We start from the raw sequence: 24,240 nt of genomic DNA, 5'->3' as shown, positions 1-24,240 counted from the left end.
ACGAGTGGCCGGTAGTGCTTGCGAACGTTGTAGCGTCAACCTCGTTCCGGTCACCCTCCGCGATCATCTCTTCGACTGCCAGCGTCCCGGGCGGCGGTGGGTAGGTGGAACGCTGACCAGGTGCGATGCTGTCGGATTCGGCGATCGGCCCGCGGCCGCAGCAGGTCGGCACTGGCCAGTTCGATATGTCGGCACATGGATATGACTGTGCACCAACATGATTGCAGAACCTGGGTGCCTTGTTCCGGTGGCAAACGGACGCTGCATTCGGCAGCTGGCCGAGTTGGGGCACTGCGGCGTGATCGGTCACATCGCTGTGGAGCCTGCGAATACAACGAGATCGCGTTGCCGGCACCGCTTTTCGACTGCCGCGACAATCTAGAGGCGGCCGATGCACTCCCCGCCACATCGGCCCACCCGAGCCCTTGTCGACGCAAGGGGCCTCAACGAGTCAGGCGGGGTCACTGAACCGGATCGCCTCGCTGTGATCCCAGAGTCGATGCGACGGTTTCCTTGCGCTGCTCGCCATTCGGCCCGAAGACCATTCCGTTCTTCCAGGCGCTGCGCTCGAACATCCGCTGCAGCGGGGTCGCGACGAAGGTGGTCACCAACGTCATGAGGGCAAGGATTGTGTAGAGCTCGACGGTGATGAGCCCGGACGACAGTCCGATGTTCAACAGCACCAGTTCCATCAACCCGCGAGCGTTGGCGAGTGCACCCATCGCACCCGCTTCCCGCCAGCCCATCCCCTGCGTCCGGGCGACCAGGCCGATAGCAGCGAACTTGCTGATGAACGACACCACCAACACCAGCGCGGTCACCGCGAGCACCGCCGGATCGAACACCAGACTCAGCTTGGTGTTGAGTCCGGTATAGATGAAGTACGCGGGCAACAACAGGTAGCTGACCAGCGGTTCGAGTCGTTCGCGGATACGGTCGATCAACTCGCCGCGCGGCATGCACAGACCGGCGACGAATGCGCCCAGCACCGAGTGGATGCCGACGTAGTCGGTGAAACTGGCGGCCAGCAGCACCACGACCAGCACCACCACCAACGGCCCGACCGGCAGACCACCCGCGCGTTCGGTGTCGCTACTGCTCGGCCGCCAAGTCGAGAGCCTGGCCAACAACCGCCGCCCAATGAGGCTCATGAACAGCACATAGGCCGCGCCGCCGCCCGCAGCCAGGAACGCACCACCCATGCTGTCCTTCGCGGTGGCGACTACAACGGCCAGCAGGATCCACGCGCACGCGTCATCGACAGCCGCACACGCCAGCGACATCGTGCCCAACCGCGTCTTCAACAGCCCGGAATCGTAGATGATCCACGCCAAGATCGGGAACGCGGTCACCGCGACCGCGGCCGCAAGAAACAGTGCCCCTTGCCAATTCGCCATCTTGTCGGTGAAATACCGCCCCTGCCCGACCAGCCACCAGCCGACCAACGCACCCAGCACCATCGGCACCGAGACACCCACCGCCGAGGTGGCACCGGCTTGGCGCAGATGCGAGCCCAGGATATCGAGTTCGAACGACGACCCCACCAGGAACATGTAGAAGATCAGCCCCAACTGCCCGACCACATAGATCGCGGTCAGATTCGGGTGGACGATGCTGGTGTCGCCGATGTGGAGTCTGATCGGAAACAGCCACTGCTGAGCCGCGGGCCACACCGACCCGAGAACCGAAGGCCCCAACAGGAATCCAGCGACCATGACGACCACCACCTGCACCTGCCCCAACCGCCGCAGCAGTGGCCAGAGCAACCGATAGGTCACCAGGATGACCGCGAGTTGCAGGAACAGGCGGGTGGTGATGTCCAGTAGTGATGGCATCGCAGCTCCCTACGTCAACGTGACCGGAATGAATGAAATGGCATGCGGCCCACTACAAGCGTGGCGATCGATGGAAGAGGCGTCGATCTGCGGCCCACCCGGTCTAGCGCGGTGGGAGATCATCGCCGGGTAGCGGGCTGTGGTCTGGTGGGACGACATCGGGGTTGAAGGCCTCGCGGATGTAGCAGACGGGCCGGTCTTCGAGCACCATGACGTAGGCCCTCATCGCGCATGGTCGACCATCCGGCCAACTCATGAGTCCCGCCCGCAGCATGCGGCGGCGCTGGGATACGCCACGAGAGATCAGCCCCGTCCCGATCGGAATGTGCAGATCGTCGATTCCGGACGCGACCGCCAGTTCGCGCACAGCGACGACATCATTGACCGATGCGGTCACCATGTCGGCAGTGATCAAACAGGACCGGCGCACGAGGACACGATCGATGCCGGACACCTCCAACGGCACGGTGACAGTGGCCGGTACCTGGCTGGCCGCGACATCGCCTTGGCGCACCACCTGGACGTGGAGCTCCGCGCCGACGATCGCCTCGAGTGCGGGCATGGTGAAACCTGTACTGCCCAACAGCCTCCGGGTGACCGGGTGACCGAATCGCCCGATCGCGTCTGAGACCAGCCGGACATCCGAGCTACCGGGCGAGCAATGGCCCGGTAGCTCGGGGCCGGAGTGCATGACCGTCACAGCAAGCTCCGCACAGCGGTTCTCACGAGAATCTGTAAAGGCCGCTGCTTAATGCACAGGCTCGCCGACAGGCTTCGGCGGACGGACCGGCCGCGTCCATCGCTGAATTTCTTCAGTGGTGAGTGGCTGTTTGGTCAGTCCCAGAGGCGCGTCGGTGACGCGCAATTCACCGTCGGCCATTCCGGAGAACGGGCGACGCCAGACATCCCAGACCGGCGACATATCCAGACCGGTGTTGTGCTTGCTGTCGCCGCCCATGTAGTTGAGGTTCGCTGATTCATCGTAGAGGTGACCGATCTCGGACATGATGGTGTCAGATCCGGTGAGCTGCTGTTCGCCCGATGACTCGCGCATGTCGGTCAGCCCGGACATGATCTTGGTGAACGACGTCTCCGGAGTATCGCCTTCTTGCGCCTCGGTGAGTTTGCTGGCGTGTCCGAAGTACTCATCGGCACCGATGTATTGCTCATACATTCGCGAGACCAACACGAAGAATCGCGTGTACGCGCGTCGGAGGGTGTGCTGGTAGAAGCCGAGGGCTTCGGCCTCGTCCAGATCGCCTCGCAGGATGCTCGCGATCGACGCCGCAGCGATCAGCCCGCCGTAGGTACCTAGGTGCACTCCGGTGGATAGCAGCGGATCCAGGAATGCCGCCGCGTCACCGACGACGGCCCACCCCGGGCCGCAGAACTTGTCGGAAGTGTAGGAGTAGTCGGTCTCGGCCTTTACCTCCGCGACCCGGGTTGCGCCGGTGAGCATTTCACCCATGGGTGCGCTCTCGCCGATTGTGTCGAGGTAGTACTGCTCGAGTCCGCGCTCCCGAATCTTGTCCATGGCCTTTCTGGTGGCGACGACATAGCCGACACTGTTGCGCCCGCCCGCCAGCGGAATATGCCAGAACCAACCGCCTTCGGGGGTGGAGACCACGTTGATCGCGCCTTCCGGACTATCCGGATGAAGGTGTGAACCCTCCCAGTACGACCAGACCGCGACATTGCGGAATCCCGGAAGTTGTTCGCGCTGAAGGAGTCCCTTTTTGGCCAGCACACCGGCCCGGCCGGAGGCGTCGACAAGGAAGTCGAACTCGGTAGTGTGAATCGTGTCGTCACCGTGGACGGTCCACTCGACGGCCGTGGGACGGTCACCGTCCATGATCACATTCGTGACGGTGGCTCGCTCGATCACCTCAGCACCCTGTTCGCGGGCATTTTTCAACAGGATGTGGTCGAAGTCGGCACGATCGACCTGCCACGACCACGCGTCCTCGTCGACCAACCGGGACCAGTCCAACAGCCAGTGGTCCGTCTGCCACTGGAAATAGCCGCCCCGCTTCACCTGGAAGCCGTGTCCGGCAACCGCGTCGTAGGCGCCGGACACGCGCAACGTCGACAAACACGACGCCAGCAGCGACTCTCCGATGTGATACCGCGGATGTTCGTCGTGTTCCAGGACTGTTACTCGGAAACCTCCTGCCCGAGCCAGCGTGGCTGCGGTGGTCGAACCGGCTGGGCCGCCACCGATGACCAGAACGTGCGGAATGTTCATGCGAACTCCCTGGATCTGCCGACAAGGATCGTGCGTCGGAACCTGGGACCGAACCAACTCCGGGCTGTCCACTGTCGTAGACACACCCGAGCTAAGCATTGCCATTGGTTAGCCACGGTAACGACGCACGGCATTGATTGTAGCAATCAATGACGAGTTCTCAACTAGGAGAATGCAATTCGGCACGCGTCCGAGGTCGAATTCGCGGTGACTGAGGAGTCGCTGAAATCCCCGAACGAGACATTCACGCTTAACCGTCGTCACTCGATGTGACAGGCGACGCTCCGAACAAGACGGCGCGGTCGGCGCAGAAACCGTTGCGGGGGAAGGCTATTTAGCCAGCTAGGCGGTATCGCAGCTGGGAATGTAATGGCTCGGCCAGGCGGTGATCATCGAAGTCGTACGTCATCACCTCACTCTCCCTACGGTATTCAGACTACGGCGGGCCCTCGCAGCACACGACTCGTTCCATCCAGAATCGTTGTGGCGGTGAACGTCGTCTCGGAGCTCGGCCAGCTCTGGGTGACGGTCCTTCGCGCGCGGATAGCCATGCGGCGGAGCCCGTTACCGGGCGGTAGTCCAGCTACGTGAGGGTGACCGCTTGCATCGGCGTCGGATCACCCAGCGCGACAACTGGATTGACACGTTGCACCGGTGGTTCGGATCGAGCCGAAGGCCAATCCTGTTGTCCGACAGCGCTGTATCGGAGCCGCGGGTGTAACGAGAGATCGACACATGTGGCACGACACCGACGCACACCCGCCGTCCTCGCGGAGGGTGTGCTCGATCGCGCCGCCCGGGCTCGCGCACAGCGCCCGCTCCCGGACCGCGCGATCCGTGCTCGGCCGACGCCGCTAGCCGTGCGTTTCGTCGGCGACCGCTACGGCGATCATGTTCGCGGCCGCGTGTGCCGCGTCCTCGGCACTGCATCGGCCGAGCCCGCATGCGGTGCCGACCCCGTAAGCGGTTCGGCCGGAGGCCTGTTCGAAATGCGTCAGCGCGCGGGCGCTGTCCTCGGCGGAGTCCAGCGAAACGACACCCGCGATCAGCCGCCAGCCCGGATCGAGTCTGCGCAACGGCGCATAGAAGGCGGGATCCTGCGGTGCCGGCTCGGCACCGTACGCACAGGGAATGTGCACGGGCGGCAGCGGGACGCCGCGCCTGTTCAGCTGTCGCGCAGTCGTGTTGAGAAGGTTCACCGCAGGGGCGAGATCGCGCGGTGACAGCAAGCTTTTGTGCTTGTAGTCGCCGTAACACAGGTGCACCACAATGTCGGCGGCGATCTCGTGCATCCGCCCGATCACGCCGGCGAGCTGTCGCGCGACCAGCGGGGCGATCGCCCACTGCGAGTGCAACTGCTGCGCTTTCACCATGCTCAGCAGCGCGAGAGGGGATTCGAGTTGGAACACGACACGGTCACCGTGCTGTGCGATGACGGTCCTCATCTCCTCGAGCACCGCGTCAGTGAACACGGGCAGATGCCGAAGCGCCGCGATGAACAGACCCGAGCGGCGTAGCGCTCTTCCGAGGGGAAACCCGTTCGAGACTGCCGCACCTGCGAATACGAACATGGCCAGATCCAGCGGATTGGGTTGGCTGATCTGTACTTTCGTGGCCCCCAGCTCCGCCCGGTCGCCCTGCAACGCGTTGAATGCGTCGACGACCTCACCGATCCGGTCGATCCGATCCATGCTCACATGCTGCCGCTCCAGCGTATGTCCCGAGCGCAGACCGTAGGACGGGAAGTCGCTGTAATCGGCGTACTCCCCCTGCTGCCTGACCTCGAACACATCCTGGTCCTTGCGTGTCAGCAGGTACTCCATGATCCAGTCCGGATCCAGATCTCGGGGGACCGCGGTCACCGCGTGACCCTCGCTATGGTCGACGACCCACTCCATCACAACGCGATCACTCGTCACCAACTCCGCGGGCAGCGTTCCGACGTAGTGCAATTTTCTAGCCATACCGAGCTTCCCTACTGTCCACACACGTACAAAGGTTGATCGATCCAATTGTGTCCCACCGGTATCGACCCCATGTCCCCACGAGCGATTGCCTCAGCAGCGCATCCGACAGCAGCAGAGCACGGCTCCCGGACACGGTTTCCCTAGGTCGGCTCGCGGCGCCCATCCGTGCACAACTCGGAAATCCAGTTCACACAGCCCTTTCGGGCGAAGGCCGATCGCGGCTCGAGGCCTGGGATGTGGACGATATGGCGATTGTCTCGGTGTCCGGAGACGATCTGATCGCGCACTACTCCTACGACGCCATCTTCCTGCGTAACCGGCCCAGCGACCTCGAAGATGGCTCGCGAGTGCTGGCCGGTTGACCGGCAGATAGTGAGATCGGCGGTGCGGTCCGGCCTCGGGAACCGACACGGCCTCAGGTGATGTCGTTGTCTGTACTCGGGTGGAGGACTGCCCGGGCCGATGCGAATGGGCAGCGATGTGGCGGGCTATGGCGATTGGACGGTGATGCGGTAGCCGAGGCGGACCTCGCGGGCCGGGTGGGCGGCGGCGGTCAGGTGCAGCCAGCGGTGCAGGGCGTGGCGGGGGTCGGGGACGTAGGCCGCGTGTGCGTGGGCGACCCCGAAGGGAAAGTTGCCGGACGCGGAGGGGGCGATGGCGGTCATCAGATGCATCTCCGCCCAGAGTCGTGGTTCGAGCGCGTCCTCGGGCAGGGGGTGGGTGTTGGGGAGGAAGAAGCCGAACCGCTCGGCGGGTGCGCCGGAGGTGTGGATGAGTGTCCCGGTCTCGAATAGTCGCACGGTTCCGGTGTGCACCACGCATTGCGGCGTCAGGTGCAGGGGTGGGGCAGGTTGCAGCTCGAGCTGAAAAACCATGCGCCGACTCTACGGTGCCGCCATATGCACGAAAGCACTGGAGCATGACGAGCGCCCAACCCAGGCGCCGCTCAGCGTGACCCGCACCTGGGCGGCGTTCGGTGGACCCGCGCGAATGGCCCGCCCGTCGAGCGGAATCCGGTGCGGAACCGACGCCGCGCCGACCGACGCGTCCAGACCAGACCGGCACCTGCCGACCGACGCCCCACGGACTGGCGGCTACGCGTCTTGCAGCGGTTCGATGCGCGCAGGAACGTGTTTGTGCCACGGCGTTCCGGCAATCGCATCGCGCCAGGCGGCATCGGTGAGTTCGTTGGCGGCCACTCCGGTGCGGGTGCCGTCGGGCAGGTCGAGGCCGAGTCCGTTGGGCAGTGACGCGTGACCGGGCTGCATGCGGTCGTTGATCTCGACGGCGGCGACAGCGCTGCCGCGGCGGGTGGTGATGCGGGCGTGGTCGCCGGTGGCCAGGCCGAGGGCATCGGCGTCGGCGGGGTTGAGGCGCAGTGCGCCTTCGGGGTCGCGGCGGCGCCAGCTGTTGTCGCGGAAGATGGTGTTGGCGGTGAAGGAGCGACGTTCACCCGCGGCCAGGACGAACGGGAATTCGGCGGTGGTGTGCGTGGCCGGGGTGCTGGGAAGTTCGCGCAGGGCGTGCAGCAATTCCGGGATTGCCAAGGGGATTCGCGGCTGCGGCAGGTAACCCCAGGCGTCCGGATAGTCATCGACGGTGAAGGTGACCCCGGAGCGGCCCGCGAGAATGGCGTCGAACAGCGCGTCGGCATCGGCGTGGCCCGCGCGCCGCATGGCGGCCGGATGCACCCTGGCGACCCGCTGCGCGAGCGCCCACAGCACCGCGGCGGAGCGCGCCCCATCGGGCAGGGTCGGGCCGAGCGTTTCATAGAGCAGATAGGGGGCGAGCCCGCCGATCTTCTTGTCCAGGGCGAGTAATGCGGCAAAGGCCAAGGCATAGGGGCGGCGGCCGAGTTTGGCGGCGGTGCGCAGCACGGCCAGTGGGGTGCGGCCGACGGTGCCCAGTTCCCGGATCAGGCGGGCATAGATCTCGGGTTCGGGCAGGGTGCCGGGCAGCGGGTCGAGCACCGGCGCGCGCAGATGAAAAGTGTTGTGCGGGAACTCCAGATTGAAGAAGGTGGCCTCCCACTTCTCGAACTGGCTGGCCGCGGGCAGCACATAGTCGGCGTGACGTGCGGTTTCGGTGAGCGCGACGTCGATGACCACGACCAGATCCAGTGCGTCGAGTGCGGCGCGGAAGCTGGCCGAATCGGCCAGCGAATGTGCGGGATTGGCGGATTCGATGATCATCGCCCGGAACCGGTCGGGGTGGTCGGTGAGGATTTCCTCGGCGATCGAGTTGCACGGGACCATGCCGCCGAGGATGGGCGCGGCGGTGACCGGGCTGCGTTTGATGTCGCGGCTATAGCCCGCCAGTGGGGCCATCCACGAATGTGGTTGCATGGCACCGGGTTTGGCGAAGTTTCCGGTGAGCAGCCAGAGTAGCTTGTTCAGATAGGAGATCAGGGTGCTGTTGGGGCTCTGCTGGACGCCGAGATCCTCATAGGTGGCCACACTGCTCGCGGTACCGATCCGGTGCGCGGTGGTGCGCAGGAGTTCGACCGGGACACCGCAGGTTTGGGCGTAGGCCGCGACATCGATATCGCGGAGCACGGCGGTGACGGCGTCGAGCTGGTCGAGGTGTTCGGCGATGAAGGTGTGGTCGAGCAGATCGTCCTGGACCAGGATCGCCAGCAGCGCGGCCAGGCACCACGCGTCGGTACCGGGGCGGACCTGCAGGTGGATATCGGCCAGATCGGCGGTTTCGGTGCGCACCGGATCGAGCACGATCATGGTGCGGGCCGGATCCTTGGCGATCTGCTGCAATATCGTGCGTGCGCGTGGCACACCGTGGGACTGCCAGGGGTTCTTGCCCAGGAATACCGACACCTCGGCATGTTCGAAGTCGCCGGTGGTGTGGCCGCCGGTCAGATGCGCGTCGACCCAGCTCTCGCCGGTCTTCTCCTGTGCGAGCGCGGTGGAGCGGTAGCGGCTGCCCAGTGCCCGACGCAGCGCGCCGCTGTAGGCGCCGCCGAGGTGGTTACCCTGTCCCCCGCCGCCGTAGAAGAAGATCTTCTCGCCGCCGTGCGTTTTCTTGACCGCCGACAGACGCGCGGCGACCTCGGAAATCGCGGTATCCCAATCGATTTCGGTGAAACTGCCGTCGGCCTCGCGGCGCAGCGGAGCGGTCAGGCGGGTGCCGCCGTTCTGGTAGTGGTCCAAGCGCAGCGCCTTGTTGCAGGTGTATCCGGCGGAGGCGACGTGGTCCTTATCGCCGCGGATCTTGGCGAAGCTGCGACCGTCGAGTTGGATCAGCAGCCCACAGTTGTTCTCGCACAGAATGCAGGCCGTCTTGTGCCACTGCTCTTGTGCGGTAGCGGCATTGGCGTGCTCGCGCTTCGACCGCTCGACAGTGCCGGGATCGGCTGGTTGGACTCGGCTGCCTTGCTGCGCGGCGGTGCTCATACTGCTCCTGTAGGTCGGTGTGGGTCGGCGCGGTAGCGCGTCAACTGGTCTGGTCGACGCGCGTGCCGTCGATCCATGCCTTGGGATCGGCGAGGAACGGGGTATCGCCGAGGCGGGCGAAATCGTCGAAGAAGGCGTCCTGGGTGCGGGTGGCGGCCTTACTGCTGCCGGTGGACAGGAAGGCGGCGAGTTCGTGGTTCAGGCTGCGCGACAGCGACTTTTCGGTGCCGAAGTAGATCGCGCGTTTGAGTTCTTTGATGACGACCGGGTTGCGCGCGGCCAGCCGGGCGGCGGTGGCCCTGGTTTCGGCGAGTAGATCGTCCTCGGCGGTCAGGCGGTGCACCAGTCCCAGGCGCAGGCCCTCCTGCGCGCTCAGCGGTGCGCCTTCCAGGGTCAGTTCGATCGCTTTGGCCGCACCGATCAGCCGCGGCAGGCGCTGGGTGCCACCGCCGCCGGGGATCAGATCGGCGATGGACTCGATCTGGCCGAGCTTGACGTGGTCGGCGTCGGCGGCATAGCGGATATCGCAGGCAAGGGCGATCTCATGGCCACCGCCGAGGGCCGGACCGTTGATGGCGGCGAGGTAGACCACGCGAGATCGGTTCATGCGCATGGTCGTTCGCTTCCAGCGATGGCCCCACACCATGCCGGTGCCGAGGCCGCCGCCGAAACGCTCCAGCATCCGCGCCGCGCCCGGCACCCGCAGGCCGGTATTGAGCACCGGAATCAGCGGCGCGAGCGCGCGGGCCGGTAGGAACGGATGCGGCATCGCGAGCATGCCGGTCAGTGCGCTCGGATCCGCATGGGTGAGGAAGCGTCCCGGCAGCCCGCCGGTGAGCACGATCGCGCCGACCGTGTCATCGGTATCGGCGGCCGTGGTGAGCAGATCCAGATCGCGCACGACGGCGGGGGTGACGAAGTTCAGCGGCGGCGCGACGATGGTCGCGGTGAGCACTCTCCCGTTGCGGGCCAGGTCGATCGTCTCCAGGTCGAGCTCGGTTGCTCGCGACATCGGCGTCTCCTCGGGTCGGCGCATCGGCGACGGGCGCGGTGAAACCTTCTCGCTGCGTACCCGGCACTGATTATGGTCTCCACCATAATCTGGATGTCAAGACGCGCTGCCGATCGATCGGCGCGCTGGGTCGCCGCGACCTGCGGCTATGGGCCGGGAGTGCCGATGGTGGCGGCGAGGTGCGACTGGAGTTCGCGGACGGTGTCCTCGAGCGGGGCCGTATCGCGTTCGACCCGACACAGAGCGATCGCACCCTCGACGGCGGCGACCGTCAGGGTGGCCATGCGGCGCGAGCGCGCCGGGTCCAGGCCGTGGCGGACCAGCAGGTCGGTCAGGGCGGTATTCCAGCGGGCGAAGATCGCCGCGGCGGCCGTGGCGAATTCCGGTGCGTCGTCATTGGTTTCGACGGCGACGGCGAAGATCGGGCAGCCCGCGCGGTAATCGCTGTCGATGAGGGTCCGCCGCCATAGCGCGACGAACATGTCCAGGGCGACCATCGGGTCGTTATCGCGAGTGATCGTCTCGATGAATTCCGACATCGAGCCACCGGCCGCGGTCAGGGCATCGGAGATCAGCTGGGTGCGACCGCCGGGAAAGTGGTGATAGACCGAACCGCGCGGCGCGCCGGTACTGGCCAGCACCCGGTCCACACTGGTAGCGCTCGCGCCGTGGATACGCAGGGATTCGATGGTGCCCTCGATCATCCGCCGCCGCGCGTCCCGCACCCGTGGGCGCGCCGGTGCATCCTTATTCGATCGGCGTGTCGCTGCCATGTAGCCATGGTATGGGACACCCCATAATCGTGGGCTGCTCGAATGCCGCTGCGGGATTCACCTGGGCTGGTGACGATGCCGCCGGCCGATCAGCCGATATCGAACCGTTGGGCAGTCCATTGCGGTAGCGCTGCTCGTCGATCCCGGCACCGGTGCGGCAATGCCGAGGTAGACCGTACGTCTTCGATATCGTGCGCGCAGGTGGGCGGCATCGTGCGGCCATAGCGCAAATGGATCGGGTCCACGTCCACGCCGATGTAGAGGGCGTAGGAGACCGAGATCGCACCGCAGACCGGCACCGTCGCCGCCGAATGGGCATGCCGGCCGCGGTGGCGGGGCGGCGACCGTGCCGAACATGGTCACCCTCGCCCCAGACCGCTATGGCGACGGACGCGGTACACGATCGCCCGTCGGTCGACTCTCCGACTGAGAGACTCCGGGATGCTGTACGGCAAACCCGCTGCAACCCCGGCGAGATCGGCGGGCTGGAGCGACGACGTCCTACCTCACGTGGCTGGCGTGGAACTCCAGCACCGCCGCCAAGGTCTCTTCGGGGGCTTCGAGCTGCGGATAGTGACCGACCTTCGGCAGCTCCACGACGTCCGGATTCGGAATCAGCTCGCGATAGCGACGAACCATATGCGCACCGGAGACCGGGTCGAGCAGTCCGTCGATCAGCCGGACCGGGACCGGCGTATCGCGCAGCGCGCCCACCCAGCGTTCCCGGTTCGCCTTGCGCTCGCCCATATACCGAATCAGCTTGTGCCCATTGCTCTTCCCGTGCTTGCTGCACCACAGGATCCAGAACTGGTCCAGTTCGGCGGTGCTGGGGCGGGTGTCGGGTCCGAAGACCGCGGCGAGGTTGCTGCGGAAGACCCGTTCGGTGCCGAACACCCCGATCAGCGGTCCGAGCGGACTGGCCAGCAGCTTCTGCACCACTCGAGCCCGGTGGGTCTCCGGGAACAGCCCGCCGTTGAGCAGGCATACCGATTCGATCACCAGCGAGTCGTCGCGGTCGACGCGGCGTTGCGCATCGCGGGCCAGCAACTCCTGGGCGACGGTATCGCCATAGTCGTGGGCCAGGATGTGCACGCGCGAGATCCCCTGCTCGCGCAGCAGGTTCTCGTGGATATCGGCCTGATCGGCGATCCGGTAGGCGTAGTTGCGGGGTTTGGCCGACCAGCCGAAGCCGATCATATCCGGTGCGATCACCCGGGCGAAGTGCTCGCGCAGACCCGGCCACAGCGCATGCCAATCCCAGGACGCGGTGGGAAATCCGTGGATGCAGAGCAGATTTCCGTCGCCGCTACCGCTGCTGTCCTGCCAGAAGATCTGGTGGCCGCGGTGGGTGTGGCGTCGCCCGCTCGCCCGCCAGGACGCAAACTCTTCCATGTCTACCTCCTTCGTGCCGACAACTATTGCGCGCGAACGCTACCGCCACAGCCGTTCCGGGGAACCGACCTGACTGTCCGTGTCACGTACCGTGCGGTCTTTTTGGGCCGGGAGCTTGCTCTGCGAGAATGCCAACGTGCATGTCGCGATCGGCCTGGTTGTTCTAGTCGCGTCGGCGGCGTCGCTTGCGGCGCTCGCGCGACGGTTCGGGATATCCGAACCGCTGGTATTGACGCTGGCCGGGGTGGTCGCGTCGTATCTGCCGCACGTGCCCGAGGTCCATCCGGATCCGGAGATGATTCTGCTCGGATTCCTGCCGCCGCTGCTCTACACCTCCGCGATCCGCACCTCGCTGGTCGATTTCCGGGCCAATGCGCGCACCATCGCGCTGTTATCGGTGGGACTGGTGCTGTTCAGCACGTTCGCGGTCGCGGCGGTGGTGTGGTGGCTGCTGCCGGTGCCGTTCGCGGTCGCGGTCGCATTGGGGGCGGTGGTCGCCCCGACGGACGCGGTGGCCGCGACCGGGATCGCGCGCCGCATCGGCATGCCGCGCCGGATCGTCACCATCCTCGAGGACGAGTCGATGTTCAACGACGCGACCGCGCTGGTGACGGTGCGCACCGCGATCGCGGCGGCCGCCGGGACGGCGTCGGTGTGGAAGGCCGGTGGTGACTTCCTGCTCGCGGCGGGCGGCGGTGCCGCGGTCGGCATCGTGGTCGCCTATCTGCTCGCGATGCTGCGGCGGCGGATCACCGATCCGGTGCTGGACACCACGCTGTCGTTTCTGGCACCCTTCGTTGCCTACCTGCCCGCCGAGGGCATCAAGGCCTCCGGTGTGATCGCGGTGGTGACCTGCGGCATGGTTCTGGGCCACGGTGCGCCGGTATGGCAGAGCGCCGCCTCCCGGATCGCCGAGCGCACCAATTGGCGCACCATCCAGTTCATTCTGGAGAGCGTCGTCTTCCTGATCATCGGATTGCAGATGCGCGCGATCATCGAGGGCGCGTGGGGCAGCGGACTCGATCACCGCACTCTGATCGTGGCGGCGGTGGCGGTCATGCTGGCGGCGATGCTGTCGCGGCCGCTGTGGGTGTTTCCGGTAACGGTGCTCTCGCGCAAGCTCGGCTTGTCGAATGCCGATGTGCCGCTGAGTCATCCGCTGGTGGTGTCGTGGGCGGGGATGCGCGGGGTGGTCACCCTGGCCGCGGTGCTGCTGCTGCCAGCCGGCACCCCGCAGCTGCCGGTGCTCAAGCTGCTCGCGCTCGTCGTGGTCGCGGGAACGCTACTGCTGCAAGGGACTTCGCTGTCGTGGGTGGTGCGACGGCTGCACGTGCGCGGACCCAGTCGCGCGGAAAACGCGCTGCAGAAGGCGAATCTGTTACAACAGGCCACCGCGGCCGGACTCGCCGAACTGGAAAAACACATCACCCCGGATACACCGCCGGCGGTTGTCGAGAGCCTGCGTGATCGGGTCACGGGCAGGACCAACGCGGCCTGGGAACGGCTCGGCCGTTCGGAATCGGAATTGGCGACACCGACCGCGGAATATCGGCGGCTGCGACTCGAGATGCTGCGCGCGGAACGGGAAACGGTACTGCGCGTGCGGGATTCCGGCGGTGCGGACTACGAGATCCTGCAGTATGTGCTGTCCCGGCTCGACCTCGAGGAATCGATGATCGACCGCTTCGACGAAACCGAGGAGGAGCGCGTCGAACCGCTGGCCGCGCCCGTGGCCGCCGACTCGTGCGAACATCTGCAGGCCGCGCCGCTGCTGCTCGAGCCGAACGAACCCGATGAATGCAAGGAATGCCTGGCCGAGGGGCTGACTTGGGTACATCTGCGAATGTGCCTGTCCTGCGGGCACATTGCCTGCTGTGACTCCTCGGTGGGCAATCACGCGACCAAGCACTACGGCGGCACCGGGCATCCGGTGATGCGCAGCGTCGAGCCGGGTGAGGCGTGGCGGTGGTGCTATGTGGACGAGCTGCTCGGCTAGCGTCGTACCGCTAGCTCACCGGCGGGCGTGCGAATAGATCAACCGTGCGTACTCGGCCAGGAGTTGGTCCAGCGAAATATCCTCCCCGCCCGCGGCGATCTGCTGGTAGCCGATCAGCATCGACATACCGAGCGCGGTGACCACTGCGGTGGTCTCATCGTTGCCCACAACGCCTTTGATGGCCTTGTGTACGGTGCGGCGGCGCGATTCGTCGACCCGCTTGAGCGCGAGATTGACCGATTCGTCATTGGCGGCCCAGGCGCGGATCGCGGCCTCGGCGGCGTGATGCAGACCCGAGGCCAGGTCGGACATGGCGCGGATATCGTCATCGGGATTGCCCTGGTTGAAGTTCAGCGTGCGCAGGATGACGACCTGGCGGTTCTCCCAGTGCTCGAGCAATGCGTCCACGAAGCCCTGCCAGCTGCCGAAGTGATGGTAGAACGAGCCGCTGGTGACCCCGAGACGGCGGCACAGCACGCCGATATTGAGGCCTTTGAAGCCGAGTTCGGCGAGGACCTCCAGAGCGGTGTCGAAATACTGCTCCTTGGTGACCACTCGTGACATTCGCAGGCGCCGTTTCTGTTCGTGCGGGCAGGGGCGGGAGGACCAGACAGTACCTCATCGTATTGCCGTCGCGCTGGAACGTAGCGAAGTCTATGGGATAGCGTCGCCACCCCACGAAGATACCCGTGACCGGGCGAAACATGCAGTGGCGGAGTCGAACAGAGTTTGCCAGCGCGATGCGGAATCCCCGCGATTTCATTACAGAGCAAACGCTCTGTTATAGTCGTGGCATGCCCCGCCCCCGGACCCACGATCCCGACACCGTGCTCGATGCCGCGGAGTCGCTGGCCGTGCGCTCGGGTCCGGCGGCGGTCACCATCCGCGCCGTCGCCGCCGCGACCGGAGTGTCCAACGGCGCGATCTATCACACCTTCGGCTCGCGCGCGGAACTGTTGAGCCGCAGCTGGTTACGGGCCGCGCGGCGATATCTGACCATGCAGATGGACCTGGTCGAGGCGCACCTCGGGGCATCCGCGGTGATTGCCCCGAGTGCATCGAACGGCCGGGGTGCCACGCATTCGCCGGAGGTCGTCGCGGCGGTACTCGCCGCGGCCGAGACCCCGGTCGAATTCGCGCGGCAGTTCCCGGATTCGTCGAAATTGCTGTTGACCGTCTCGCGCGACGAACTGCTCGGCGACGAACTGCCCGACCAGGTTGCGGCTGAACTCGCCGGAACCGATGACGCGCTGGTGGGACTGATCATTCGCCTGTCGCGCGCGCTGTGGGGCCGGGGCGACGGCGCCGCGGTCGATGTGATCACCACCTGCGTCGTCGATCTGCCGACCGCCATCCTGCTGCGCCGCAACCGGATCGCCGAACCCATTGCCCGCCAACATCTGCGAGCCGCCGTTCGCGCGGTGCTCGACGTGGGGCCACCCGACCGAACCTCGAAACCCAACCCCGACGAAGGAACATCATGAGCACACTGAGCTACCACGAGAAGATCGCCGTCCTGGACCTGGGTGCGGACGAAAACCGTTTCACCCCGGCCTTTCTCGAATCGGTCAACGCCGACCTCGACGCCGTGCTCGCCGAGGGCGCCGATGCGCTGGTGACCACCGCGAGCGGCAAGTTCTACTCCAACGGCCTCGACCTGGACTGGCTGGTCGCCAACGGTGAGCGCCACCAGTGGTACATCGGCCAGGTGCAGGCACTGTTCGCCCGGGTACTCACCCTGCCCATCCCCACCGCCGCCGCACTGCCCGGCCACGCCTTCGGTGCGGGCGCCATGCTCGCCATGGCCCACGACTACCGCGTGATGCGTGGCGACCGGGGCTACTTCTGCCTGCCCGAGGTCGATATCCACATTCCGTTCACCCCGGGCATGGCCGCGCTGATCCAGTCCAAGCTGACACCCAAGGCCGCGGTCGCCTCGATGACCACCGGTCGCCGCTTCGGTGGCGTCGACGCCAGGGCGCTCGATATAGTCGACGCCACCGCGGGCGAAGGCGCGGTCACCACCGAGGCCCTCGCGCTGCTCGCCCCCCTCGGCGCCAAGGATCCCGGGACGCTCGGCGCGATCAAGAACACCATGTTCGGGCCGGTCGTCACCAAGCTGACCGAGACCGCCTCGTCAACCATTGCGCCCCGATAGGTTGGCAAGCAGCCGACCGAGGAGCCCGCTATGACCGACGCCGCCACCCTGCACCGCGAGGGCCACATCGCGATCATCACCCTGAACCGGCCCGAGGCGATGAATGCGGTGAACGCCGTGCTCTCGATCGCCGTTGGTGCGGCACTCGAGGAGTTGGCGGCCGATCGAGACCTGCGGGCCGGGGTGATCACCGGAGCCGGTCGCGCGTTCTGCGCGGGCGCCGACCTCAAGGAATTGGCGCGCGGCAACGGCATTCACGATCCGCAGCACCCGGAGTACGGATTCGCCGGTCTGGTCCAGCATTTCGTCGATAAACCGCTCATCGCCGCCGTCAACGGATTCGCCCTCGGCGGCGGCACCGAGATCGTGCTGGCCTGCGATCTCGCGGTCATGAGCGCCGACGCCCACCTCGGACTGCCCGAGGTGTCCCGCGGCCTGTTCGCCGCCGCGGGCGGGGTACTGCGGCTGCCGCGCCAGATCCCGCCCAAGATCGCCCATGAGATGGTGCTCACCGGAACCCCGATCGATGCCACCGCGGCCGCGCACTGGGGGCTGGTCAACCGGGTCGTCCCGGCCGAGCGGGTACTGCCCGCGGCAATGGAGCTCGCCGAAACGATCGCCGCCAACGCGCCGCTGTCGGTGCGAGCTTCCAAGCGGATCATGCACCGCGTCAACGAGTTCGGCTCCGAATGGGACAACCCGATCTGGGAGATGAGTTTCCGGGAGGCAGCCCCGATCTTCACCAGCAAGGACGCGCTCGAAGGTCCGCGCGCCTTCGCCGAGAAGCGTGCGCCGCAATGGCGTGGGGAATGACGATTCGCCCGCTTACTCCGAGCCGCCCGCAGCACCGTCGGTGAGGTGCCTGTCGAAGAAGGCGAAGATGCGATGCCAGGCATCACGGGTGGCGTCCTCGTCATAGCCGAGGCCGGTGACCCGCAGGACCGGGTCGATGGCGAAGAGATTCGCGAAACCGTGCATGGTGCCCGGGTAGGTCTTGATGTCGTGTTCGACACCGAGTTCGGTGAGCGCGCGGTCGAGTTTGCGGCCCGCGCCGATGAGTGAGGGATCGAGCTGGGCGTAGCTGGCCACCACCGGACAGGCGCCCTCGAGCTGGGCGCGGTAGTCGCCGTAGAGACCCGGATAGAACGGCGCGGCCGCGTCGAAACCCATGGGCGCGGTGAGCAATGCGAAACCGCCGCCCATGCAGAAGCCGATGACCGCGGTCTTACCGGTGCAGTCGGGGTCGGCGACGAGCCGGTCGCGGGCGGCCAGGACCTCCCGGATCGCCGGACTCGCACCGGTGCGGATCAGCGAGCGCATCACCGCGCGGATGCAGCGCACCCGGCCGTTGGCGAACAGGTTCGGGGCGATGGTGAGATAGCCGTAGTCGGCAAGCATTTCGACATTGGTGCGGATATCGGGGCCGAAGCCGACGCCATCGTGGATCACCACGACACCGGGCCACGGCCCGTTCCCGGTCGGGCGGGCCAGGATCGCCTCGAGAGTGCCGTCCGGCGCGTCCAGCTCGATGGTGTTCATGACCAGAATGTATGCCACTGTCTCAGACGTGTACAGCCACGCGGTGGCTATCGCGTGGCGCGCTCGAACGCACGGCGTGAATTCTCGGAGTTGATAGTGAAATTCCGGTCCCTGGGGCGTCGGGGTGGTTTAACCTCAGCGCGTCGTTCGATCGAAAGGTGACCTGTTGTTGTCTCGGCCACCGTGGCGCGCGATATCGGTCGCGATCGCCTTCGTACTCACCGTATTCGCGGCCTCCACCGTCGTCGCGGCCGATACCGGCGACTATTCCAGTTTCGATCCCGACCCGACCGGCGACGCCTATCTCGATCAGCATTTCCTGACCGATGGTCTGGCCAACGGCACCATCCTGTCGTCGCGATCGGTGCGGATTCTGCCGCCGCTGGCGGCGACCTCGGACTTCGATGCCTGGCAGGTGTGGTTCAAAACCACTGCCGCCGACGGCATTTCGATCGCCGCGATCACCACCGTCATGAAACCGAAGGCGTGGAACGGGCGGGTCGTCAGCAACAACTACGCCATCGACAGCGTCGGGCTGAAGTGTAATCCGTCCTACCAGCTGACCCATGAAGTCTCCATCGAGGCGCCCGATATCACCCGCCAATTGCTCTCGCGTGGTTACGCGGTCGTCATGACCGACTATCAGGGACCGAAGATGGCCTACGCGCACGGGCCGACCCAGGCACGCGAGGTACTCGACGGAATCCGTGCGGCGCTGCAGTTTCCGGCGGCCGCGCTGGCGGGCAGCCCCACCACGATGATCGGCTACAGCGGCGGCGCGATCGCCACCGTATGGGCGGCGCAACTGCAGCCGAGCTATGCCCCCGAGTTGCGGATGCTCGGTGCCGCCGCCGGTGGCACGCCCGCCGATCTGAGTCTGTTGCGCGCGACCATGGACGGGAAACCGCCCGCCTCGGCGCTGTATCTGATGGCGGCGCTCGGTGTGGCCCGGGTGACGCCGGGCGCGCTGGATCTGCTCAACGCGACCGGCGTGCAGACCGCACGCGAGAGCAAGAACCTGTGCTCCAGTGCCGCGCTGCTCGGTGCCGCGCCGATACCGCTGCGCTCATTGACCAAGGTCGACCCGTACCAAGCCGAGGTCACCCAGCGGATCTACCGCGAGACCAAGGCCGGTGGGCTGACACCGACGATGCCGATCTACCTGTGGCACGGCGTATTCGACGAATGGATTCCGGTCGCGGGCGCACAGGCGCTACAGCAGCGGTGGCAGAGCGCGGGAGTGAACGTGTCCCTGACGCTGCTGCCCTGCGACCACCTCAGCTGTGCGTTCACACCCGGGGCGATCGATCGGATCGACGAGTGGATGGGCGTCGCCTGAGCGTTTCGAGCCGGGGTCAGCGTGGTGGCGGCGCGAACAGGTCGAGTACCGTGTGCGCGAAGCGCTGGTAGCGCTCGGCGGTGAACTGCTCGGGGCGGGTGAGGACCAGGTGCGCGGCGCGTTCACCGATGGCGAGCAATGAGATCGCGGTCAGTTCGATATCGAGTTCGCTCAGGCCAGGACGGCGGTCGCGGCCCCACTCGATCAGTGCCTGTACCCGGGTGAGCGCCAAATCCCTTGCGGCGGCGGCACGTTCGCGAACCTGTGCGGGGGCGTCACCGGCCGGGTGCAGCAGTAGGCGCCAGGATTCCGGGCTGGCCGCGACCGCTTGGAGCAGGTTCGTCATCGCGGTGAGCAGAGTGTCGTCGAAGTCTGCGTCGGCGCTCAATTCGGGCATCGCGTCGGCCAAGGTCGCCAGCGCACGCTGGCCCGCCCGCTCGAACAGTGCGAGCAGGAGTGGCTCGACACCCGGATAGGCCGCGTACACACGAGGTTTGGCGAGGTCGGCGGCGCGCGAGACCGCCTCCATGGTGACCGCGCCGTACCCGTCCTGGTGCACCAGCCGCAGCGCCGCGTCGAGGACCTGCTCACGCCGGACCTCGAGCAGCATCCGCGGCTGGCGGGGACGTCTGGTGGGCGGGTTCATCGAAATCACCTTATGGGAAAAGATTTCGGCCATCGACCGCTGCCGCTGGTCAGTAGAACGCGCACACTCGGACTCGGCACGGACGCTTGGCGTAGGCCATTGGCCAGCCACGTCCCCCCGGGCTGCACGACGTCGCGATCCGCGCCGCAACCGCGTGCGGTAACCGGATCCTCTGATCGCTGCCGCGCCTGTGGCGCAACCCTTTCGACGAGACATCGCGGTTGCGCAGTGCCATTTCGGCTGTTGTGCGCATACCGCCCGCTCGCAATATGCTGTCGGCTCGGCTGCGTGGACGGCGGCCACCCAAGCCGCGTCGGCGGCACCTCGGGGTTGGGGGCCGCGTCAGCGCACGGTGCGAACAGGTGCGCAGCCTCGCCCGCCAGCGGGATCCGCGCATGATGCACAGCCGGTCGATATGGACCCAGGGCGACACCGGCCGCGCCGAATGTGCGAGGCTTGAACGAACATTCCGGTGAAAGGGCTGCTCATGACGCTCGGCATGGTCCTCGGCGACGGCTGCGTTCGCGCTTCGACGCGGGACCGCTAGCCCGTCCTCTTCCGGCCCACCCGGCGGCCTCAGGTCGATCTCCCACTCCTCGTCGAAGTGCTCTCCGTGCCAACGCACGTCCGATCACGAGGAGCACCCCCTGTGTCGACCATTCATTGGACCGAAGCAGATACCGACCACAGCGCCCGATGGCATTCCGAGAGCGCCGCGCCGATGCCCACCCGAATCGCGGTTGTCGACGACCGCGTCCGTGCCGCTATCGCCTACCGCCTGGCCTGCGAAGGGACGGCGCTGCTGTGGCGCGGCGACTTTCACAACGCACGCCAATTATTGCGCGCACTGCGCCGCCGCCTCGATCGCAAACCCGTGCCCGCGGGTGCGGGTGCGGCCGAATCCTTTCACCTGTACCGCCGCGCCCGCGGGCATCGTGCCCGGGTGCTCGGCAGACTGCTCGTGCAACTGGAACGCGATCATTCGCTGGCATTGCGGCGGGCACCCGATGTGCGGCAGGCGTGTACCGAGGCCTATGGGTCGCCTAGGGAGCCGATGATGGTCGCGTTCACCGAACTGCTCGGCGCGATCGGAGCACACCAATGGCGCGAAAACGGTGTTCCGATACCGGCTCTCGGCGCGCGGATCCACCCGCACTACGGGGTGTTCTCCCCCGTGCGCGGTGAGTACGTCGATCTGGTCGCCCGTGCACCGCTGCCGGTCGAGCATCGCAGCGCCTTCGATCTCGGCACCGGAACCGGGGTGCTCGCGGCCGTGCTGGCGCGCCGCGGCGTCGACCACATCCTCGCCACCGATATCAATCCGCGCGCGCTCGACTGCGCCCGCGACAATCTCGACCGGCTCGCGCTCACCGGTCGCGTCGATGTGCAAGGCCCCGGCCTATTTCCCGACGGCCGCGCGCATCTGGTCATCTGCAATCCGCCATGGCTTCCGGCCCGTCCGACCTCCGCCGTGGAGCAGGGCGTCTACGACCCGGACAGCACCATGTTGCGCGCCTTCCTCGCCGGTCTCCCCGACCACCTCGAACCGGGCGGCGAGGGCTGGCTGATCCTGTCGGATCTCGCCGAACGCCTGCACCTGCGCACCCGTACGGAACTGCTGTGCGCCATCGAAGCGGCGGGTCTGCGCGTGGTGGATCGGATCGACACCACACCAAGGCATTCCCGCCCGAAAGACACCAGTGATCCACTACATGCCGCCCGAGCCATGGAGGTCACCTCACTGTGGCGGCTGGTCCACTAGATACGGTGCTGCGGTCACGTCCGAGGACACGACGGCGCGGTCCGCGCCGGTGACGGACCCAGCCGGCGCGGCGTGCGAGCACGTGACTCGCCAGCAGTTGCAGCAGGTGCTGGACGCGAGCCGCGTCTCGTCGGCGCGATCGTGCTCGGAGACCCCGCCGTCGGACATATCGCCACCATGGTCGGCGATGCGGCGCCGCAGCGAAATCGAGCGAAAACGGCACGCACGCACCATCTCGCGACCTACGGTCGGGAAGAAAATCCGGCCGTAGTGATTGTGATGGGTGCGATGACCGAACCGAATACCTCCTGTGCCGCGTTCCAGCGCGTTGCGGCAATCGATCCCGATGCGATCGCGGTGCGCTCCATCGGTGGCGGGCAAGCACTGACCTGGCGCGAGTACGCCGAACAGGTCCGGGCTATCGCAGCGGGTTTGCACGGGCTGGGGATCGGGCGCGGCGATACGGTCGCGCTGATGATGGGCAATCGGGTCGAGTTCTATCCGATCGAGGTGGGCGCGCAGCACACCGGCGCCACCTCGTTCTCGGTGTACAACACCCTCGCGCCCGAGCAGCTGAACTACGTCTTCGGCAATGCGGGCAACCGAGTGGTGATCTGCGAGGAACAGTACGTCGAGCGGGTTCGCACCTGCGGTGCGCAGATCGAAACCATTGTGTGCATAGATGCCGAGCATGCCGGAACGATCAGCCTCGCCGAGCTGAAGGCCAAGGGCCGCAATGATTTCCACTTCGAGGCAACCTGGCGGGCGGTGCGTCCCGACGATGTCGCGACGCTGGTCTACACCTCCGGCACCACCGGGAATCCGAAGGGCGTCGAGATCACCCACGCCAATCTGACCGCCGAGGCGCATGCGTTCAATGCCGTGCTTCCAGTCGAATTCGGCGACCGGCAAACCTCCTACCTGCCGACCGCGCATATGGCCGACCGGTTCACCGCGCTGTATCTGCAGGAGTATTACGGCACCCAGATCACCGTGGTGCCCGACCGATCCCAGCTGCCCGCGGCATTAGTGGATGCGCGGCCCACGATCTGGGGTGCGGTGCCGCGAGTGTGGGAGAAGTTCAAGGCGGCGATCGAATTCTCGGTCGCCAAGGAACCCGACGAATCCACCAGGGCCGCACTGCAATGGGCGCTCGGCGTGGCCGCGCGCAAGGCCGCCGTGCTGCTCGACGGGCGCACCGTCGATGCGGAACTGGCCGCCGAATGGGCCAAGGCGGACGTGCTGGTGCTGTCCAACCTGCGTGCCAAACTCGGCTTGGACCAACTGAAGTGGGCGATGTCGGGCGCCGCCCCGATCCCGCCGGAGACCCTCGGCTTCTTCTGCGGCCTCGGCATCCCGATCAGCGAGATCTGGGGCATGTCCGAACTGACCTGCGTGGCCAGCGCCAGCCCGCCCGCCGAGGCCCGCCTGGGCACCGTCGGACGGATGCTGCCCGGCTCGGAAGCCAAAATCGCCGAGGACGGCGAATTCCTGGTCCGCGGACCACTGGTGATGAAGTGCTACCGCAAGGAACCGGGTAAGACCGCCGAAGCCGTCGATGCCGACGGCTGGCTGCACACCGGCGATATCCTCACCCGCGACGCCGACGGCTACCTGCGGGTGGTCGACCGCAAGAAGGAACTCATCATCAACGCGGCCGGAAAGAATATGTCCCCCGCCAATATCGAGAACACCATCAAGGCCGCCACCCCGCTCGTGGGTTCGATCGTCACCATCGGCGACGCCCGCCCCTACAACACCGCCCTGATCGTGCTCGACGCCGAATCCGCGACCCCCTATGCGGCCCAACACGATCTCCCCGAAGCCTCCGCCGCCGCACTCGCCACCACCCCGAGCGTCATCGCCGAAATCGCCAAAGGTGTCGCCGCGGGCAACATGAAACTATCCCGAGTAGAACAAATCAAACGCTTCGCCATCCTCCCCACATTCTGGGAACCCGGCGGCGACGAAGTCACCCTCACCATGAAACTGCGCCGCACAACGATCGCCACCAAGTACGCCACCGAAATCGAAACCCTCTACACCCCAACCCCACCCACCACAGTCCACCAACCCGCTGCCGAACTCGCCTCAGAGGTCTAGTCCCAGCTGGACATTCCCTCACTGTGCGCTGGTGCAGGCAAACGCCGGGAGCGGCGCTGCGCCAGC

The 24,240-nt window shown here is 66.4% G+C and carries 19 protein-coding genes; 7 read left to right on the top strand and 12 right to left on the bottom strand.

What is annotated here, in order from left to right; all coding sequences use genetic code 11:
- Positions 1 to 461: 461 nt before the first annotated feature.
- The 9 genes from ACQP2D_RS21820 to ACQP2D_RS21780 form a co-directional block, all read right to left on the bottom strand.
- Positions 462 to 1,835 (bottom strand): cation:proton antiporter, encoded by a 1,374-nt coding sequence (locus tag ACQP2D_RS21820; RefSeq protein ID WP_433677760.1) that lies wholly within the window; start codon positions 1,833 to 1,835, stop codon positions 462 to 464.
- Between the two features lie 103 nt (positions 1,836 to 1,938).
- Positions 1,939 to 2,397 (bottom strand): hypothetical protein, encoded by a 459-nt coding sequence (locus tag ACQP2D_RS21815; RefSeq protein WP_433677759.1) that lies wholly within the window; start codon positions 2,395 to 2,397, stop codon positions 1,939 to 1,941.
- A 186-nt stretch (positions 2,398 to 2,583) separates the two neighbouring features.
- Positions 2,584 to 4,080: an NAD(P)/FAD-dependent oxidoreductase gene (locus ACQP2D_RS21810; protein WP_433677757.1), complete on the bottom strand. Its 1,497-nt coding sequence runs from the start codon at positions 4,078 to 4,080 to the stop codon at positions 2,584 to 2,586.
- A gap of 854 nt (positions 4,081 to 4,934) precedes the next feature.
- Positions 4,935 to 6,044, bottom strand: a complete 1,110-nt coding sequence (locus tag ACQP2D_RS21805; RefSeq protein WP_433677756.1) for a hypothetical protein — start codon at positions 6,042 to 6,044, stop codon at positions 4,935 to 4,937.
- A 491-nt stretch (positions 6,045 to 6,535) separates the two neighbouring features.
- Positions 6,536 to 6,922, bottom strand: a complete 387-nt coding sequence (locus tag ACQP2D_RS21800; protein ID WP_433677755.1) for a hypothetical protein — start codon at positions 6,920 to 6,922, stop codon at positions 6,536 to 6,538.
- 219 nt (positions 6,923 to 7,141) lie between these two features.
- Positions 7,142 to 9,454, bottom strand: a complete 2,313-nt coding sequence (locus ACQP2D_RS21795) for a molybdopterin-dependent oxidoreductase (protein ID WP_433677754.1) — start codon at positions 9,452 to 9,454, stop codon at positions 7,142 to 7,144.
- A gap of 40 nt (positions 9,455 to 9,494) precedes the next feature.
- On the bottom strand, positions 9,495 to 10,466 hold the full coding sequence (locus ACQP2D_RS21790) for an enoyl-CoA hydratase/isomerase family protein (protein ID WP_433677753.1): 972 nt from the start codon (positions 10,464 to 10,466) through the stop codon (positions 9,495 to 9,497).
- Between the two features lie 146 nt (positions 10,467 to 10,612).
- Positions 10,613 to 11,239 (bottom strand): TetR/AcrR family transcriptional regulator, encoded by a 627-nt coding sequence (locus ACQP2D_RS21785; RefSeq protein WP_433677752.1) that lies wholly within the window; start codon positions 11,237 to 11,239, stop codon positions 10,613 to 10,615.
- A gap of 501 nt (positions 11,240 to 11,740) precedes the next feature.
- Positions 11,741 to 12,631 carry an alpha/beta fold hydrolase gene (locus ACQP2D_RS21780; RefSeq protein WP_433677751.1) on the bottom strand — a complete coding sequence of 297 codons (891 nt, stop codon included), beginning with the start codon at positions 12,629 to 12,631 and terminating at the stop codon, positions 11,741 to 11,743.
- Positions 12,632 to 12,767: 136 nt separating this feature from the next.
- Between ACQP2D_RS21780 and ACQP2D_RS21775 the strand changes: the two genes are divergently transcribed.
- Complete coding sequence (locus tag ACQP2D_RS21775; RefSeq protein WP_433677750.1) at positions 12,768 to 14,627, top strand: Na+/H+ antiporter; 1,860 nt, start codon at positions 12,768 to 12,770, stop codon at positions 14,625 to 14,627.
- A gap of 15 nt (positions 14,628 to 14,642) precedes the next feature.
- Here the strand turns inward: ACQP2D_RS21775 and ACQP2D_RS21770 are convergent, their stop codons facing one another.
- A complete protein-coding gene (locus ACQP2D_RS21770) occupies positions 14,643 to 15,191 on the bottom strand; it encodes a TetR/AcrR family transcriptional regulator (RefSeq protein ID WP_433677749.1) in 549 nt (182 codons plus the stop codon).
- Between the two features lie 230 nt (positions 15,192 to 15,421).
- On the opposite strand from ACQP2D_RS21770, the gene ACQP2D_RS21765 reads away from it, so the two are divergent.
- Genes ACQP2D_RS21765 through ACQP2D_RS21755 form a run of 3 tightly spaced genes read left to right on the top strand, consistent with a single transcriptional unit; the run spans position 15,422 to position 17,598 of the window.
- Positions 15,422 to 16,111, top strand: a complete 690-nt coding sequence (locus ACQP2D_RS21765; RefSeq protein WP_433677748.1) for a TetR/AcrR family transcriptional regulator — start codon at positions 15,422 to 15,424, stop codon at positions 16,109 to 16,111.
- A complete protein-coding gene (locus ACQP2D_RS21760) occupies positions 16,108 to 16,785 on the top strand; it encodes an enoyl-CoA hydratase-related protein (protein WP_433677747.1) in 678 nt (225 codons plus the stop codon). Before ACQP2D_RS21765 ends, ACQP2D_RS21760 begins: the two co-directional genes overlap by 4 nt.
- Positions 16,786 to 16,815: 30 nt before the next feature.
- Positions 16,816 to 17,598, top strand: coding sequence for a crotonase/enoyl-CoA hydratase family protein (locus tag ACQP2D_RS21755; protein WP_433677746.1), 783 nt, complete (start codon positions 16,816 to 16,818; stop codon positions 17,596 to 17,598).
- Positions 17,599 to 17,610: 12 nt separating this feature from the next.
- On the opposite strand, the gene ACQP2D_RS21750 is transcribed toward ACQP2D_RS21755, so the two are convergent.
- Positions 17,611 to 18,324 (bottom strand): dienelactone hydrolase family protein, encoded by a 714-nt coding sequence (locus tag ACQP2D_RS21750; protein ID WP_433677745.1) that lies wholly within the window; start codon positions 18,322 to 18,324, stop codon positions 17,611 to 17,613.
- Between the two features lie 169 nt (positions 18,325 to 18,493).
- On the opposite strand from ACQP2D_RS21750, the gene ACQP2D_RS21745 reads away from it, so the two are divergent.
- Complete coding sequence (locus ACQP2D_RS21745) at positions 18,494 to 19,663, top strand: lipase family protein (protein WP_433677744.1); 1,170 nt, start codon at positions 18,494 to 18,496, stop codon at positions 19,661 to 19,663.
- A 16-nt stretch (positions 19,664 to 19,679) separates the two neighbouring features.
- Here the strand turns inward: ACQP2D_RS21745 and ACQP2D_RS21740 are convergent, their stop codons facing one another.
- Positions 19,680 to 20,309 (bottom strand): TetR/AcrR family transcriptional regulator, encoded by a 630-nt coding sequence (locus ACQP2D_RS21740; protein WP_433677743.1) that lies wholly within the window; start codon positions 20,307 to 20,309, stop codon positions 19,680 to 19,682.
- A gap of 649 nt (positions 20,310 to 20,958) precedes the next feature.
- On the opposite strand from ACQP2D_RS21740, the gene ACQP2D_RS21735 reads away from it, so the two are divergent.
- Both ACQP2D_RS21735 and fadD11 read left to right on the top strand, forming a co-directional pair.
- Complete coding sequence (locus ACQP2D_RS21735) at positions 20,959 to 22,071, top strand: methyltransferase (protein ID WP_433677742.1); 1,113 nt, start codon at positions 20,959 to 20,961, stop codon at positions 22,069 to 22,071.
- 279 nt (positions 22,072 to 22,350) lie between these two features.
- On the top strand, positions 22,351 to 24,174 hold the full coding sequence (fadD11, locus tag ACQP2D_RS21730; RefSeq protein ID WP_433685728.1) for a fatty acid--CoA ligase FadD11: 1,824 nt from the start codon (positions 22,351 to 22,353) through the stop codon (positions 24,172 to 24,174).
- The last annotated feature ends 66 nt before the right edge of the window (positions 24,175 to 24,240 follow it).

This window comes from Nocardia sp. CA-119907 (assembly GCF_050955995.1).
In the GTDB taxonomy this organism is placed as follows: Bacteria; Actinomycetota; Actinomycetes; order Mycobacteriales; family Mycobacteriaceae; genus Nocardia.
Note: the sequence above shows the minus strand (reverse complement) of the source record. Positions and strands in the feature narration are given on the sequence as shown.